Source organism: Paenibacillus sp. FSL R10-2734, assembly GCF_037963865.1.
Taxonomy (GTDB): Bacteria; Bacillota; Bacilli; order Paenibacillales; family Paenibacillaceae; genus Paenibacillus_AQ.
Map to the genome: position 1 here is coordinate 1,658,058 of NZ_CP150170.1, position 16,545 is coordinate 1,674,602.

Consider the following 16,545-nt stretch of genomic DNA (forward strand, 5'->3'; position numbering starts at 1 on the left):
ATGTATGTTTGCTTTAAGAGGAGGGTTTGTTTAGTGAAAAAAGAAAGACAGGGCTTTGGACTATGGGTATTGGCTTGGCCTATATTTATAGAGGTGTTTCTTCAGACCCTGCTAGGTACGGTGGATACGCTCATGGTTAGCCGTATTTCTGACGATGCAGTCGCCGTAGTCGGCATTTCCAATCAATTGTTTGGTGCATTGACCACACTCTTTACCACTTTTGCGGGCGGAGCGGGTATCTTGATCGCGCAAAGAATGGGTTCAAAACGTTTCGGCGAGGCGCGTACGATCGCTATTATGGGCGTATCGGTCAGTCTCATCCTTGGTATTGTCGTAAGTATCATCCTATTCTTCTATGCGGGTCCAATAGCGGGGATGCTTAATATATCGCCTGAGCTACTATCACTGTCCAATGTCTATATTTCGTATGTCGGCGGCGGTCTGTTTTTGGTAGGGATGATTGCTTCCCTAGGCACAGCGATCCGTAATACAGGGAACACCAGAGGACCGATGTACACAGGGATCATTATTAATGTCATCCATATTATTCTGAACTATATTTTTATATTCGGGGTGTTCGGTCTGCCACAGCTAGGGCTTGCGGGAATTGCGATCTCAAGTATTATCAGTAGACTGGTCGGAGTGATCATGCTGTATACCATGTTTAGACAGTCTTTCGAGATTAAGATTAGACTTAGAGATTTCCGTATATTCAACGGCAAGCTGTTCAAGGAAATTATAAAGATTGCTTGGCCTCTAGGAATTAATTCTTCCTGCTGGGTGTTCTCTCAGTTAATTGTCTATTCCTTTCTAGCCGCACTGGGGGCTGAAGCGTTAGCCGCACGGACTTATCTCAATACCTTAGAGTCCTTTTGCTTCACGTTAGGTTATGCAATCGCTCTGGCTGGACAGATACAGATCGCGCATTTGTTCGGGGCAGGCAAATTGAAAGAGGCTTATCGTAGTGCATATCGCACGCTGTATATCGGTTTGGCCATTGTATCAGCAAACATGCTACTGCTATTTCTTTTCGGCAGGAACCTGTTAGGCTATTTCACTTCCGACCCACGGATTATTGCTATTGGGATTTCCCTGTTGGCTCTAAATCTCCTACTACAACCTTGCAAAATGCTGAACATGGCCATGGGTAATGCGCTGAACGCCATCGGCGATACCCGCTATACGATGTATACTTCTATCGTGTCTATGTCCATTATTGGAGTGGGTTGCTCCTATTGGTTTGGAATCAGCTTAGGCTGGGGGCTTATTGGTATCTACTGCTGTATGATTGCTGATGAATTTGTGAGAGACATACTTGTTCTTATGCGTTGGAGAGGGAGAAAAGTTCTCCGTCAGGCGGATATCGGTTTGAGTAAAGAGAATGCCTCGCTACATGGAGCCGGGAAAAGAAGCGCTTCGTTAACTACATAAGCGAGACGCTATAAGCCCACCCTGGTGGGCAATGGAGTTCTTTTAGAGTGGACGTTGTTTGTTGAGTAGCATTTTGTTGCGGCAGCGTAGTGTGTTTGCTGAAAGGCGACGTGCTTTCGGACTCAGATGCAGCTATTTGCCGATTAAGAGCCTTTTTTGAATAGTTTCGGACAGGAGAGGCGTTATTCCTCGAAAAATTGCCCAAAATGATGTCATTTTGCGCCGATAGTGTCTCTGGGGTCCGATAGTTGTCTAAAAGAGGCGTTTTTTCGAAAATAGCGACTCTGGAGTCCGATAGCAACTTTGAGAGCTGCAAGTAACATCGATCGGCTAAGTAACATTGAGCGAATTTAACCGTTTGGTTTAGTACATTATACTTTTGTTACTTCGGAACAGTATGCTTTGGGACTCAGATGCAGCTATTTGCCGATTTAGAGGCTTTTTTGAATAGTTTCGGACAGGAGAGGCGTTATTCCTCGAAAAATTGCCCATAATGATGTCATTTTGCGCCGATAGTGTCTCTGAAGTCCGATAGTTGTCCAAAAGAGGCGTTATTTCGTAAATAGCGACTCTGGAGTCCGATAGCAACTTTGAGAGCTGCAAGTAACATCAAGCACCCCAAGCACCCCAAGCACCCCAAGCACCCCAAGCACCCCAAGCACCCCAAGCACCCCAAGCACCCTAAGCATCACAGAGCACTCCAAGCACCAAGCACCAATCCCCACCTGATGCGCAATCTCCCACCGAGCTGTGGGTGTTGGGTGATTTTTTTGAGAGAGGCTACCTCATTAGTAAATTATTACTTAGGGGTTAGCCTCTTTTTTGTGCGAGTATAAAGTTTGATTTTGCTGGTTCTGAAATTTGGTTATTCATTCATATAGAGTTTGATTCTATAATAAAAATGAGTTAGCCTTTAGAGCATGGGTAGCTATTTCAATAATACATACTACTGAAGGGTTTGAGGAAAATGCCGTTAAAATGGAGAGGCTTGTCGATCCTAGCACTGCTCTTAATGATGATACTAATATCGGGATGCTCTAATGGTACGGTTCACGTCACGGTGAATAAGAATCAAAGCGTAGATCTGGCAATGAATGTGAAATTGGATTCCCGAACAGAAGCATTGATCAGCGATAAAATGGAGAAAAGCCTAACAGATAAACTGAAGGCTGAAGGGATTCAACTAGAAAAAAGACAAGAAGGAAAATCTACAGTCTATCAAATCCAGAAAAGTTACGCTTCATTTGGGGATATACGTTCAACCTCTATGGGGCTGGATATTGTGGATCTACAGCTGAATACCAAAGAGAATTGGTTATATACCACATATGATGTTGAGGCGCAGCCTCAATTTAATAGTTATATGGACACCATCATGGATAATATGGGGACGCTGAGTATATCGAAGCCGATTATTCGGGCGGTGCTGAAGAACTTAGCATTTGATTTTAAACTAACGTTGCCCATAGATTTAATTGGTGATAATAATGCAGTTGTTGATGAAGGCAGAACAGTTACCTGGAATGTTACACTAGGGGATACAGAGCCGATCAAAATGCAGGTCTATGTGCCGAATGTATGGAATGTAGTGATCGTGTTAATCATCCTAGTGGTGGTTATAATTACTATGATTTTATTGTTCGTCAGAAAAAGAAAACACCGCAAAGTAAAACGTGCTTAAGTGTGTTCGGAAAATGGAATGGAAGTGCCGGGAAGCGAGGATGCTGTACCGGCTTTCTTTACTTTATAGCGGGAGTAGAGTTATAATTAGTACCAAGTACTAATATTAGATACTGAATGAAGAGGTGATTGGAATGACAGGTGCAAAAATTACAGCTATCGGAACTTATGTCCCGGCAAAAAGACTGACGAATGCTGATCTAGAGCAGATGGTGGATACTAATAATGAGTGGATTGTTCAGCGGACCGGAATTCATGAACGCAGAATTAGTCGACAGGATGAATACACAAGTGATTTATGTGTAGCCGCAGTGCAAGATTTAATGAAACGTTATGGAAAAAGCGTTCAGGATGTGGATATGGTTCTAGTAGCTACTAGTACACCTGATTTCTCATTTCCCTCTGTAGCTTCTTTGATTCAAGATCGCTTAAATATTCCGCAGACAGCTGGAGCTATGGATTTGAGTGCGGCGTGTGCGGGTTTTGTATATGCACTACATACGGCTCATAGCTATGTTGCTTCAGGAATGCATCGTAAGGTTCTAGTAATTGGTGCAGATACAATTTCCAAGATTACAGATTACACTGATCGTAGTACCTGTATCCTTTTTGGTGATGGAGCCGGAGCAGTGCTTGTGGAGATTGATGAGCAATCGACGGGGTTTTTGGGCTTTCATCTAGCTAGCGATGGCGGTGGGGCACATCATGTGTATCGCACAGGTCTAGCTCATACTGTAAACAATATTGAATTAGTAGATACTCAGATGCTGGTGCAGAATGGGCGCGAGGTGTTTCGCTGGGCAGTCAGAACCGTTCCTCATGGTGTGCAGCAGCTGCTTGAACAAGCGAAAGTGAGTTTAGATCAAGTGGACTGGTTTATTCCGCACAGCGCGAATATGCGGATGATTGAGCCGATTTGCGAGCGGTTGAACTATCCGATGGAGCGAGTGCTGCATAGTCTTGTGAATTTTGGCAACACTTCTGCTGCCACGATTCCCTTAGCACTTGATTTGGGGATTCGGGAGGGCAAAGTACAGAATGGGCAAAAGATTCTGATGTATGGCTTTGGTGCGGGATTGACACAGGCGGGTCAACTAGTAGAGCTGAACTTGGATGAACGGGTAGGAGAGCCAACTTTATTGTGAGTTGTTCAAGTAAACATAAATAATAAAAGATAGTTAAGCTGCGACCGTTTCTCGGTATTTTTCCGAGGAATGGTCGTTTTTTTTCATTACTAGAAGTATTTTTAGGCAGATATTATGCATATGTTAGGATGCTGTTATGCATGTATTAGGATGCTGTTATGCATGTATTAGGATGCTGTTATGCATGTATTAGGATGGTATTGTGCAGATGTTTCGCATCTGTTAGGCATCTTTTGGGATTGAGTTAGGCGTTTTGACCCAGACCACTATCTTTGGATGCATCTTTTAAATTTTACAGATATTTAATGCTAGGCAAATAATCCATACCTACAATAAACACAACAGACGCCGTTCTACCACAAAACAGGATGGGGGTACTTTGATTTGTATGAAGAAGGGAGGGACTATCGAATATACCCGATGTAAGAGGATCTATCTTTTCTGTCGCCACAGAGTTCTAATGTTATTCAAAACTATAAAATAATGTTTGGGAGAGATGATTTTGTTCAGAAAAGGTAGGAAATTTGTTGCATTATTACTGGCACTCACAGTAGTTTGTTCCACGATGCCAAATATCACCCCTGTGTTTGCAGCTGATGAATCCGTGGTTCTATCTGTAGATAAACCAACGACTTCTGTACCAACCGGTCGATATGAAGAAGCACAGACGATCCAACTCACTACTGCAACGCAGAATGCTGACATTTACTATACACTCGACGGTACGCTTCCGGATGTTAATAGTTTGAAGTATAGCGGACCGATCTCCATTTCCAAAACAACGAATTTATCTGCAATTGCAATCAAAGATGGTGTGGCTAGTAAAGGTGTAACCTTCTCTTATATTATCAAGACCAAAGAAAAGCCATTGCTCCAGTTCGTAGCGATGTCTGACGTACATGTAGGCTCACATGCTTCAGCAGATGCACGCTATACCCAGTTCTTTGATACCATAGGGTCGATTTTCCCGAACCCGGATGCGATTCTCGTCGTTGGCGATATGATTAATGATAATGGTAACGATAAGCCCAATGATCACGTGATGGTTCGAGAAATTTTCCAAGAGAATATAGCTAGAAAGCAGTGGAACAACACACAGATCCGGATGGCTATAGGCAACCATGATTCCACAGTTGCGAAAGTAAACGAACATTATCCTGTGGATTGGTTCACGAGCCAACCGAATGGCTATTATGAATCTGAAATCGGTGGTTATCATTTCTTATTCTTAAATGGAAATAACTACAATTCAGATACAGGCCAGCGTAATTGGTTAAAAGGTAGACTTGCAGAGCTCACGGCTGATCCGAAGAATCGGAATACACCTATCTTCGTGAATGTACACCAGCCTATATCGAATACGGTAATGGATGGGCAACAGGCATCGAATCCTAATCTCTATACAGATCTCAAAGACTATCCACAAGTGATCACACTTTCAGGACATTCCCACCTGAATATTAACGATGATCGCTCCATCTACCAGAAGGATTTTACTTCAGTCAACCTCGGCTCCATGTCTTATATTGAATCTGATCGCGGTTATTCCCAAGTGACGAAGAAGGGACTTGAGGGACGTTTTGAATTTCCTGTCAGTCAGGCCGACTTCATTGAGGTGTACGCTGATCGGGTTGAAGTGGATCGAATTGCATTTAATGCGGATCCCGGAGATATCTACACAGAAGGACAATGGACGGCTAGTCCCCAACCTCCATTCAACAGCGCGGGAACAGTCGCTGGAGACAAGTGGGTCATTCAGCTACAAGGCTCGACGAATGAGGTGATTAAGAGCAATTTCAGATACACGACGGCCAACCGTAATAAGGTTGCTCCTGTATTCAATAGCGAACTCAATATAACGAATCAAGGTACGGTACCTTTACTTTCCTTTAAGCAAGCGAAAGATGATCAATCCATGCATCATTATGAAATCAATGTCATCGATAAAAGGTCTGGAGTCAGCAGCAAATCCGTTAATGTATTCTCTGACTACTACTTTTCCCCGATTCCGAACGCAATGAATATTCCACTCGAAGGACTTGCGCCTCAAACTTCGTACATTGTTCAAGTGACGGCTGTTGATGCCTACGGGAATCGCTCTGCAACCCTAGAACAATCGTTCACTGCCGGCAATACAGCACCTGAGCTGACACCAATCGATCCATCGACCATGTGGAAAGACTTAGTTGTTGATATGAAATTGGACGGAAACCTATCTGATGACGCTAAAGACGTAACTGGAATTGCAAGTTTAGCAGGCAATGTAACGTATGTTGATGGCAAATCCAAGAAAGCTGCGCTAATTGCAGCGGGCAATAGCAATTATATTGATTTGGGCAAGCGAGATGATCTGAAATTCGGTGCAGGAAGCTTCACTGTGTCTTTCTGGCATAAAGGCAATCTTTCAGGGGATCAGACCATCATTTCCAATAAAAACTGGAATAGTGGGGGTAACGTGGGTTGGTATATTGGCCCTGCATCCACAAATGGTATGACCTTAAATATCAGTGATGGATCGAAAAGAACTGATATTGCAGCATCAAGTGTAGGAACAGAGTGGCATCTTTTTACCATTACAGCAGACAGAACTAATAACCTAGCAAAGGTCTATGTAGATGGGATAGAGAAAGCATCGAAAAGCATCGCAACGCTTGGTACCCAAAGCGTAGATACAACCTTTAACACGCTGATTGGTGTGGATGGTAATAAAGGTAATGGAGGAGCAACTATAACCTTAGATGATCTGAAAATCTGGAAGAGATCCCTCACAGCCACGGAAACGAAGGCATTGTCGGACTCATATAAGGACATTCAGCTCTATACCATTGAACAGCTCAGCACATTGATTAATGACGCAACATCTTACCAAGAGAATAGTAATAAAGTCATTGGTGTATCTTACCCGAAAGACCAGTTGGACGAGCTTACCAAGCAACTTCAGATAGCCAGACAATTGACGGCGAGCAATAGCCCAACCGAAATTGATCTTGCTTATGTCGAGCTGCAATGGGTCTACCTAAAAATTCAGAAGGCAGCGATATATTCCTATATCCCTAAGAACGCGTTTACGATCGACTCCTTCAGTTCTTATGCGGACAATGAAAATGCCTATGCAGCGAGCATCCTAGATAATGACACGGCTACGATTTGGCATTCCAAATGGCAAGATCCTGTCGCTTCGTTCCCACATTGGGTGATTATCGACATGAAAGGTAGCAAGCTCTTAACGGGTATTGGGCGCACTAGCCGCTTAAGTCAGACGGCTCTGGAATTTCCGAAGGATTTTGAGCTCTATGCCTCAGATCAGTTATCGGATTTGACCGACCCGGCGTACCTGAGTAATCCGGCGAACAAAGCGATCGGCACATTCCAGAAAACCTGGAAAGGCACGAGCTATCAAGATTTCAACGTGCTGGATAAAGCGATACAAGGTAGATATGTGAAATTTGTTGTCACGAGTACCTATAACCCAACCGCTTTATTCACCAGTATGAGCGAGATCGATTTTACCGGCAGCTCAGTTCTTCCAGCGGATACACTTTTACAGATGTCCTTCGAAAATAATTTGGATGATCAATCTGTAAATACTATACCGGCCACACCGGTTAGAGACCCACAGTTCGTGAAAGGTCGTGTCGGACAAGCCTTGAGTATTGATTCCAAGAGTACAGCTCTGCAATATGTTGATCTTGGCAAGCCAACAAGTCTAAAATTCGGCAAGGACAAGAACTTCTCGTTCGCTTTCTGGGTTAAATCGCCGTCTATCTCCGGAGACCCTGCGATTCTATCCAACAAGAACTGGGATTCTGGGGCAAATGTAGGTTATGCTTTAGCGCTGAAGGGAAGTTCGCTCCAATGGAACTTCAATACATCCGGCGAATCGCGTGCAGATGCCCAAATTCCAAATGTTGTAGATGGCACCTGGCATCATATCGCGATATCGCATGACCGTGCTTCAGGACGAGTTGATTTTTATAAAGATGGTCTTCCTGTAAATGTGACCAAAGTTAATGGCACGAACTATCAAGGGATCGCAAGCACCATGACCATTGCAGGTCGAACAGGTACGCTGGATACCGGACTGTCAACCATGATCGGCAATGATGGTACAGGCAATTACAGCAATGCGCTACAAGTGCAGCTTGATGAGCTTCATATGTTTGGAAGAACATTAACAGCGCAAGAAGTTTCTAATATGTATAACAGTGCTCCGCCGCTTGCTTCTATTGAGGATTTTTCAGGTTCATTAAGTCTGATCGGAGCTAAGCATACGGTTCAAGGTACGCAATTCCGATATAACCTAGATCTGCGTACACCTGACATGACGACTAAAGTGGATAAAGCTGTCGTTGAGATTGCCTATGATCCAGAACAATTCGAATTTGTCAGCGCATCGCGTGCAACGAAGACAGACACTTCGACACCTGGTATCGTTCGACTAGAACTGCCGGGAGGGAATGTCTATAATATCGGGAACCCGCTGGAGTACGCCAAATCCAGAATCTCGGAGCTCAAATTTAATACGTTAGCTGCTTCCGGCAAAGGCATCATTGAAGTTAAGAATGTAGATTTCTATACTGGATCAACAAAACTTTCGATTAAGGCATTTGAATCGGCGCCTGCCGTTATTCAGATCCATGCCAAAGCTTCAGAAGATCTTAATGAGGACGGTTATGTTACGGTAGGTGATCTTGCACTTGCGCAAGGCATCTCGGATAAAGAGTTAGCAGATATTGCAGCTGAGGCCCAATACCAACCCTATAAACGTGTAGTTGTCATAGGAATTGATGGCGGAGGCGTAGCTGTCTCTAAGGACGCCCCTTATTGGGAGAGCCCAAGCTCCAAAAAAGAAAAGGTAGGCGATCGACTGCAAATTCCAGCCATTCGCAATATTATTGAGCATGGAGCTATTAGCTATACGGCCAAAACTACGTTACCTTCCAGCTCGTCTCCAAACTGGGGCTCGATGATTAATGGTGTTGGTTATGAGAAACATGGTCTATATAATGACGATACCGCAGCCTATACTTACAGCGAGACATGGGATTATCCAACGATATTCAAAAAAATTAGGGAGGCACTGCCTGCTACCAAACAAACCGTATTCTCCACATGGAGTAACATTGTTCAGGGGCATATTGAACCTTCTGTTGGTGTCGAAGGCTATTCTATGAGTGATGAAGCGGACACAGCGGCATTCACTCAATACGCAGCTAGTGGCAAAGCGAAAGATACCTCGTTAATTTTCTTCCAATTGGATGATATGGATGGGGCTGGCCACGGTCAAGGATTCTATACGAAGTCGTACTATGAGCAATTGAAGAAGACGGATAAGAATGTTCAGACCATTTATGATGCTTTAAAAAACAATGATTTGCTGGAAGACACGCTCATTCTCATGCTGCCTGACCATGGCGGAGGCAAGGAGAATGCAGACGGAACCTTGGGCATGGCAACAAGTCACGGGCAAGATGAGCCCCTTGCTACTACGATCTTCTTCGCGGCGAATGGTAGAACGGTAGCCACCGAAGTAGGGAAGGAAAAATTATTGCAAGGTGGGAATACAAGAGACTTGGCTGCAATTGTTCTAACTGCACTTGGTTTGGATTCATCCATTGGAGATTCTCATGTTATTGACGGTATGTTCATACCTCAGACCGAACAGAAACAATCGGGTGCTGCAGATTTACAATTCACTAAAGTAGTGGATGCTGCTACACAAAAGGTCAAAGGTTATGAAGTATCGATCAACAATGCGACTTCAGATGTGACGGCCATCGATTTGAACGTAGACTCCAATAATCTCAACTTCTCATCGATTGAACCGGCTCAGCCTGGTGTTAAGATTGTGCGCAAAGAGGCGGTTAATGGAGTGACAAGAATCATTCTAACCTCAACGAATGGTATTCAAGCAGATGCTCCGATTCTTAAGCTAGGAGTATCACCGCAAGAAAAGGCCACTGCTGTACAAATTACGCAAGCGATGATTGCAGATGCACAAGGGCATGAAACGATGCCGAATTTGACCGCTTCAACTAAAGAGGAGCAGGTCTCACAGGCGACACTAGCAGATCTTCAGGTGAATGGCCAATCGTTGATCGGCTTCGTACCAGATCAAATGAACTATGTGGTTCATGTACCGAATAACGTCTCGGTCGCTGAGGTCACGTATAAGGTTGCTGATCCTTTACTGAGTGTTAATATCTTGGGTGGTAAGTCTCTGCAAGTAGGAGAGAATCTTGTGGAAGTGCATGTTCAAGCTCCAGACGGTAGCTCGAATATGTATACCATCACCGTCATCCGTGAGTCAGAATTATTGCCTAACCAAATTCTGCTGTCCGATCTACGCATGAACGGGGAAACTCTGCCAGAGTTTGCACCCAATACGTTGAACTATAACGTGACCGTTCCCTATAGTATGTCGGTAACGGATATTACTTATTCGGCATACGACCTGACTTCCGCAGTTAAGATTACAGGTGGTGGTGCCCTTGAGGTTGGTAGAAACGTCGTGACGGTTACCGTGACTGCTCAAGACGGATTACAGAATATCTACACGCTCATAATTACACGTCAACCTGAAGCCGAAACTTCAAACAATGCAGATCTGGTAGATCTTCGCATTAACGGAATGACGGTTCGTGGATTTACCTCAGGGCAATACAACTACGAACTGACGGTACCTTACACGACCACTGTTACGCGAGTAACCTATACAGTCGCGGATCCTATGGCCAACGTAGCGATAACAGGCAGTGGAGCATTACAAGTCGGTACTAATTTGATAACCGTAACCGTGACAGCTCAAGATGGAACCAAGCAGATCTACACGATTGCTGTTATACGCGAAAAAGATACGTCGACAACACCATCAACCGGAGGAGGTAAGCCGGGATCAAGTGTTACCACACCAGTGGTTGTAAAGCCAGAGCTACCAGTGGGAGCGATTGCTATTCCTGATGAGCTCTTAACGAAGAGCGCTGAAGGAAACATCATCTTGCAGCTTCAGGCGGATAAGAATCAAGTTATAATTCCGATCGATCAACTCGATCAGATAGGTAACCGAGATCTAGAGGTTCAAGCTAATGGTGTCCGTGCCATCGTGTCGTCCAAAGTATTGAACGAGCTTCGTAAGCTTCTACCATCAACCGCGAAGACAGCAACGATTCTTCTGAAGATGGAAGCCATTCAATCTAATCAAACGACGATAGCACCACCGTATTCACGAGCAGGTGACATCATGGACCTTTCATTAATTATGTCAGATGCGGCTGGTAAGACCTATTCACTTAAGCAATTCCCTGTACCCGTGAAGATCACACTGCCGATTCTGGATGGAACCAATCCAGCGCTAGCCGGAATTTATCGCATCGAGGAAAATGGTAGCTTTACTTATCTTGGGGGTACGATGAATCAGTCTAAAACCAGTCTTTCCGTAGATTTGAATCATTTTAGCCAATACGTTGTTCTCTCGTTCCAAAGCATCTATCATGATGTACCTGAAGGTCACTGGGCATACAATACTATTCAGGAACTAACTGCTAAACAGATCGTGAAGGGACAATCCGATAATAAGTTTAACCCGTCGGGTGCCATCACAAGAGCAGAATACGCAGCTCTCCTAAGCAGAGCCCTATCCTTAACTGCGAGTCGTCCTACTTCTTTCCAAGATGTAGTCGTAGGATCGTGGTATGAAGAAGCGGTCAATGCGGCCTTTGAAGCAGGCATTATTCAAGGTGTATCTGAGGATCGCTTTGACCCGAATCAACAAATCACCCGCGAGGAAATGGCGGCTATGCTGGTACGAGCCTATGCATTCCGTACGGGCGTAAAGCTGGAATCAAGCACATTCCATGCCACTAATGATATTTCTAAGGTTAGTCCTTGGGCTACAACCTATGTACAGGGTGCGCTAGAAGCTAAGCTTTTGTCGGGTCATCAAGATGGTAGCTTCCTTCCACATTCGATGACAACACGTGCCGAGGCAGCTCAGAGTATTTCAAATTTACTAGCGAAATAACCGCTTTTCACATGAAAAATCCCCTCAAGTTAGACAATGCCTTAGACTTCTTATCGAGGTCTAAGGGGTTGTTAACTTTGAGGGGATTTATTAGTGTTATGCACTAAGCCTTCAATTGGCTTCCGCAGGATTCGCGTACAACCAATAGGGGTTCTACCACGAAGGAACCGCCGCCTGACTGATTGTTAATCAAGTCATAGAGCATATGGGCAGCGAGAATGCCAAGACGTTCTTTATTTTGACGGATGGTAGTCAGTTTTGGAGTAGTATATTTACAGGCTTCGATGTCATCACAGCCGATTATGGCGATATCCTCAGGGACACGAAGACCATGTTCTTTCAAGGCTCGAATGGCGCCTAAAGCCAGTAAATCAGAGGCAGCAAAAATGGCCTTTGGTAAACTGCCACTCTGAATTAGTTGCTGCATAGCCGTATAGCCGCTGGACTCAAAGAAATCGTCGCCATGGACAAACCAACTTCGATTCAAAGGGAGGCCAAAGCTTTCGATAGCTTTGGTATATCCTGCTTCCCGTAGATTGGAAATTTCTGAATCCGCGGCACTTCCTATAAAACCAAGTTCCCTATAGCCGAGAAGGTAAAAATGCTCCACAACCTTGGATGAGATTTGGAAGTTATCTGACATGACAAAGCCTGACTTCTTCCCTTTTAACTCGAGATCTACTCCGATACAAGGGATATTGCTCATATCTAAATCGCGGATCGTTGGCTCCATCTTCTGTCCAGATATTATGACACAACCATCCACATTAAAATGAACAGAACGCGCGAAGTAATCTCCACCACTAATAAATTTTTCGTTGGAGAAGAAAATGAGATCATATCCTAGCACACCCATCTGTTTCTTGAAGGAATTTAATACCTCAACGAAAAAAGGATGTGTAAATTCTACATTAAGCTCACCAGCAAAAATAACACCGATCAGACTCGATTTCTTGGTTGCAAGTGTCTTAGCGGAGTTGGATGGTGAATATCCTGTTTGCTCGATGATCTCTAGGACTCTTCGTTTAGTCTTTTCCGAAACATCGCTGTAATTATTCATAATTTTCGAAACGGTCGAGACAGAAACGCCTGCCATTTCGGCAATCATTTTGATATTCATATGTAATATAAGCCACCCTCCGCTTAATAGTTGGAATATGGGGAAAAGACTGTAGTAGAGCGGTTATTTATGGTTTTTTCTGAATAAAGTGAAGAGAAAAATCAGTTGTTTTAAGTCTATTCTTATTACCGAAACAAGTCAAACAGAAAGGTTTTTATTACGTAGAGATATTTCCGAAATATTTTATGGGAATTTTCGTAGATTGAGGTTTAGAGCGAAAAAAGAGTCTCACAGCAGCACAAAAAAAACGGCAGTGTTTTCCTTTTTACAGGAGCACTGTCGTTTTTTTGCTTGGAACTAAGATTCTTCTTTAGGAATAAATTCGAAGATCTTACCATTTTCAAATGATTCTATTAATTTCAGCAACCAGCGGTAGTAATTAATGGATTCGGTTATCTTTTCTTCATCATTATTTAAGAGCTGCATAAGTTTACTATCGTCATTGTACTCTTTTTTCATATCGTTAATTTCTGCTAGTGATTTCGCTAGTGAGATCATATTTCCTTCGACGGCTTTTCTCCATTTAATAGAGAAGTAATCGCTGAAGTTCTGATGCCAGTCAGGTACAGTGGTGAACAGGTCTTTGCGAGTCCCTCTCCCCCAAACTTTATCGATCATTTTCAGATCTAGGAGGGTACGGACTCCCGTACTCATGGACGTCTTACTCATTCCCATTGTTTTGCTAAGCTCATCCAGTGTCACTGGACCTTGATTGAAATACATATAACCGTATAAATGCCCAATAGATAAGGTGATACCGTATAGATCCATATTTTTACCGATGGAGTCTATCACACGTTCACGGGATTTACTAATCTTCTCTATTTGTTCGGGCGTTAACCCTTCTAAATCGTTCATGATGTCCCTCCTGAGGAATAGGTCGATAGACTGCTGCAACCTTATACAATGTATTGTAATCAAATCCCCCTCCAGAAGTAAAGAAATCATGATGAAAGGAATTTGGTGTAAAACAGAGTATTCCATACGTAAAGTACGTAAAGTTAAAACTGTACACTAAATTTTATCCGTATACGGTGTTTGCATGAATTTTCAATAGTCCGGTACACTACTATAAGTGAACTAAACCCGGATGAAACTTCGGAGAAGGAGGACGGCATGGCTATTATAGAGGTGAAAAAGCTAACCAAAGTATTCGGTCATGATGCGGGACGGGCGATTCCATTGTTAGAGCAAGGGTGGTCAAAGGAAAAGATTGCTCAGGAATTAAAGTTGACAGTCGGAGTCAACAAAGCCGAATTCAGCATTGAAGAAGGAGAAATATTCGTCATTATGGGATTGTCCGGCAGCGGTAAGTCAACGTTGGTTCGTTTGTTGAACCGTTTGATTGAGCCTACAGGGGGACAAGTCCTTTTTAAAGGAAAAGACGTCGTCAAAATGAACCCGGAGGAGCTGCGGCAATTTCGGCGCAAGAACATCGGTATGGTGTTTCAGAAGTTCGCATTATTTCCACACCGAACGGTACTGAAGAATGCGGAATACGGACTTGAGGTTCAGGGCGTAGATAAAAATAAGAGAACTGAACGGGCTATGGAGGCATTGCATCTAGTTGGTCTAAAGGGCTGGGAGAACCATCGCCCGGATCAACTCAGCGGAGGGATGCAGCAGCGTGTGGGGTTAGCAAGAGGACTTGCTAATGACCCTGATATCCTGCTCATGGACGAAGCATTTAGTGCACTGGATCCGCTTATTCGTAAAGATATGCAGCAGGAGCTGCTGGAATTGCAGTCCAGAGTGAAGAAGACCATTGTGTTCATCACTCATGATCTAGACGAAGCTTTGCGGATTGGTGATCGGATTGCACTGATGAAGGACGGTGTTATCGTGCAGATTGGTACACCGGAAGAGATTCTCATTCAACCTGCCAATAAATATGTAGAGCGGTTCGTTGAGGATGTGGATCTGTCTAAAGTGTTGACAGCAGCTCATGTGATGCGTCAAGCGGAAACCGTTAGACCTGAGCGCGGACCACGTGTAGCACTGCAATTAATGCGGGACAGCGGTATTTTCAGCCTGTATGTGGTAGACAAAGAAAATAAGCTCCTGGGTGTTATTACAGCTGAGGATGCAGCACAGGCACTAAAAGATAATAAATCTATCTTAGAGGTTACGCGGCGGGAGATTCCTCGTGTATATCCAGAAACGCTGCTCAATGATTTCTTTGAATTAATATCTGAGACACATTTGCCAGTAGCCGTCGTAGATGAAGCGGATAAATTAAAAGGCATTGTGATTAAGGGAGCCGTTCTTTCCGCACTCGCGGGTAACGCGGTACCGGAAGGAGAAGGATCTTAATGGACATTCCAAAACTGCCTTTAGGAAAGGCACTCGAGTGGTTGGAAAACTGGCTAACGACGTATTGTGGCCCTTTGTTCGACTTTATCGCTACGATTATCGGTGGGATGGTTTCTGGGATTGAAGGTGCGCTCACATTCCTGCCTGCATTAGTGCTTATCGTTCTTATTGCAGCGCTGTCTTATTGGATTGGGAAATGGCGCATGGCATTATTTGCGGTAATCGGACTGCTCTTAATCGATAATCTCGGATTATGGGGACCTTCAATGCAATCATTGGCCCTTGTTCTAACCGCCTCGATATTGGCTGTATTGATCGGCGTACCGATTGGTATTCTATGTGCGCAGCGAAATGCGGTTAGAAATACAGTTACGCCTATTTTGGACTTTATGCAGACGATGCCGGCGTTTGTATATTTATTGCCAGCAGTATCATTTTTCTCACTTGGCGTAGTTCCAGGTGTAATTGCATCGATTATTTTTGCGATTCCACCAACGATTCGTTTGACCAATCTCGGTATTCGTCAAGTTTCAGAGGAGCTGGTAGAAGCAGCCGATGCTTTTGGTTCAACACCTACTCAGAAACTGGTTAAATTGCAGTTGCCGATTGCTCTGCCAACGATTATGGCAGGCGTCAATCAGACGATTATGTTGTCACTCTCGATGGTTGTTATCTCATCTATGATTGGTGCACAAGGTGTAGGTGCCTATGTATACCGTGCGGTATCACAGGCGAAGACGGGGGATGGGTTCGAGGCGGGAATTGCTATCGTTATTATCGCTATTCTACTCGACCGTTTGACACAGAACGCACTAAAACCAAAACAGAGATAGGGG

General features: G+C 44.0%; 9 protein-coding genes. 6 read left to right on the forward strand and 3 right to left on the reverse strand.

Features of this window, described 5'->3' with window-relative positions; all coding sequences use genetic code 11:
• Positions 1–1,431, forward strand: a complete 1,431-nt coding sequence (locus tag NSS67_RS07395) for an MATE family efflux transporter (RefSeq protein WP_339318949.1) — start codon at positions 1–3, stop codon at positions 1,429–1,431.
• A gap of 551 nt (positions 1,432–1,982) precedes the next feature.
• On the opposite strand, the gene NSS67_RS07400 is transcribed toward NSS67_RS07395, so the two are convergent.
• On the reverse strand, positions 1,983–2,120 hold the full coding sequence (locus NSS67_RS07400) for a hypothetical protein (RefSeq protein WP_339318950.1): 138 nt from the start codon (positions 2,118–2,120) through the stop codon (positions 1,983–1,985).
• A gap of 299 nt (positions 2,121–2,419) precedes the next feature.
• Here NSS67_RS07400 and NSS67_RS07405 point away from each other — a divergent pair, with 299 nt between their 5' ends.
• The 3 genes from NSS67_RS07405 (at position 2,420) to NSS67_RS07415 (ending at position 12,276) form a co-directional block, all read left to right on the forward strand.
• Positions 2,420–3,112 (forward strand): hypothetical protein, encoded by a 693-nt coding sequence (locus tag NSS67_RS07405; RefSeq protein WP_339318951.1) that lies wholly within the window; start codon positions 2,420–2,422, stop codon positions 3,110–3,112.
• A 133-nt stretch (positions 3,113–3,245) separates the two neighbouring features.
• The gene (locus tag NSS67_RS07410; protein ID WP_339318952.1) at positions 3,246–4,256 is read left to right on the forward strand and encodes a ketoacyl-ACP synthase III; all 1,011 of its coding nucleotides are present in this window, start codon (positions 3,246–3,248) and stop codon (positions 4,254–4,256) included.
• Positions 4,257–4,758: 502 nt separating this feature from the next.
• On the forward strand, positions 4,759–12,276 hold the full coding sequence (locus tag NSS67_RS07415; RefSeq protein ID WP_339318953.1) for an S-layer homology domain-containing protein: 7,518 nt from the start codon (positions 4,759–4,761) through the stop codon (positions 12,274–12,276).
• Between the two features lie 103 nt (positions 12,277–12,379).
• Here the strand turns inward: NSS67_RS07415 and NSS67_RS07420 are convergent, their stop codons facing one another.
• Complete coding sequence (locus tag NSS67_RS07420; RefSeq protein ID WP_339318954.1) at positions 12,380–13,396, reverse strand: LacI family DNA-binding transcriptional regulator; 1,017 nt, start codon at positions 13,394–13,396, stop codon at positions 12,380–12,382.
• Between the two features lie 297 nt (positions 13,397–13,693).
• Positions 13,694–14,254 carry a GbsR/MarR family transcriptional regulator gene (locus NSS67_RS07425; protein ID WP_339318955.1) on the reverse strand — a complete coding sequence of 187 codons (561 nt, stop codon included), beginning with the start codon at positions 14,252–14,254 and terminating at the stop codon, positions 13,694–13,696.
• A gap of 258 nt (positions 14,255–14,512) precedes the next feature.
• Here NSS67_RS07425 and NSS67_RS07430 point away from each other — a divergent pair, with 258 nt between their 5' ends.
• A complete protein-coding gene (locus NSS67_RS07430) occupies positions 14,513–15,709 on the forward strand; it encodes a glycine betaine/L-proline ABC transporter ATP-binding protein (protein WP_339318956.1) in 1,197 nt (398 codons plus the stop codon).
• The gene (locus tag NSS67_RS07435; RefSeq protein ID WP_339318957.1) at positions 15,709–16,542 is read left to right on the forward strand and encodes a proline/glycine betaine ABC transporter permease; all 834 of its coding nucleotides are present in this window, start codon (positions 15,709–15,711) and stop codon (positions 16,540–16,542) included. Before NSS67_RS07430 ends, NSS67_RS07435 begins: the two co-directional genes overlap by 1 nt.
• The last annotated feature ends 3 nt before the right edge of the window (positions 16,543–16,545 follow it).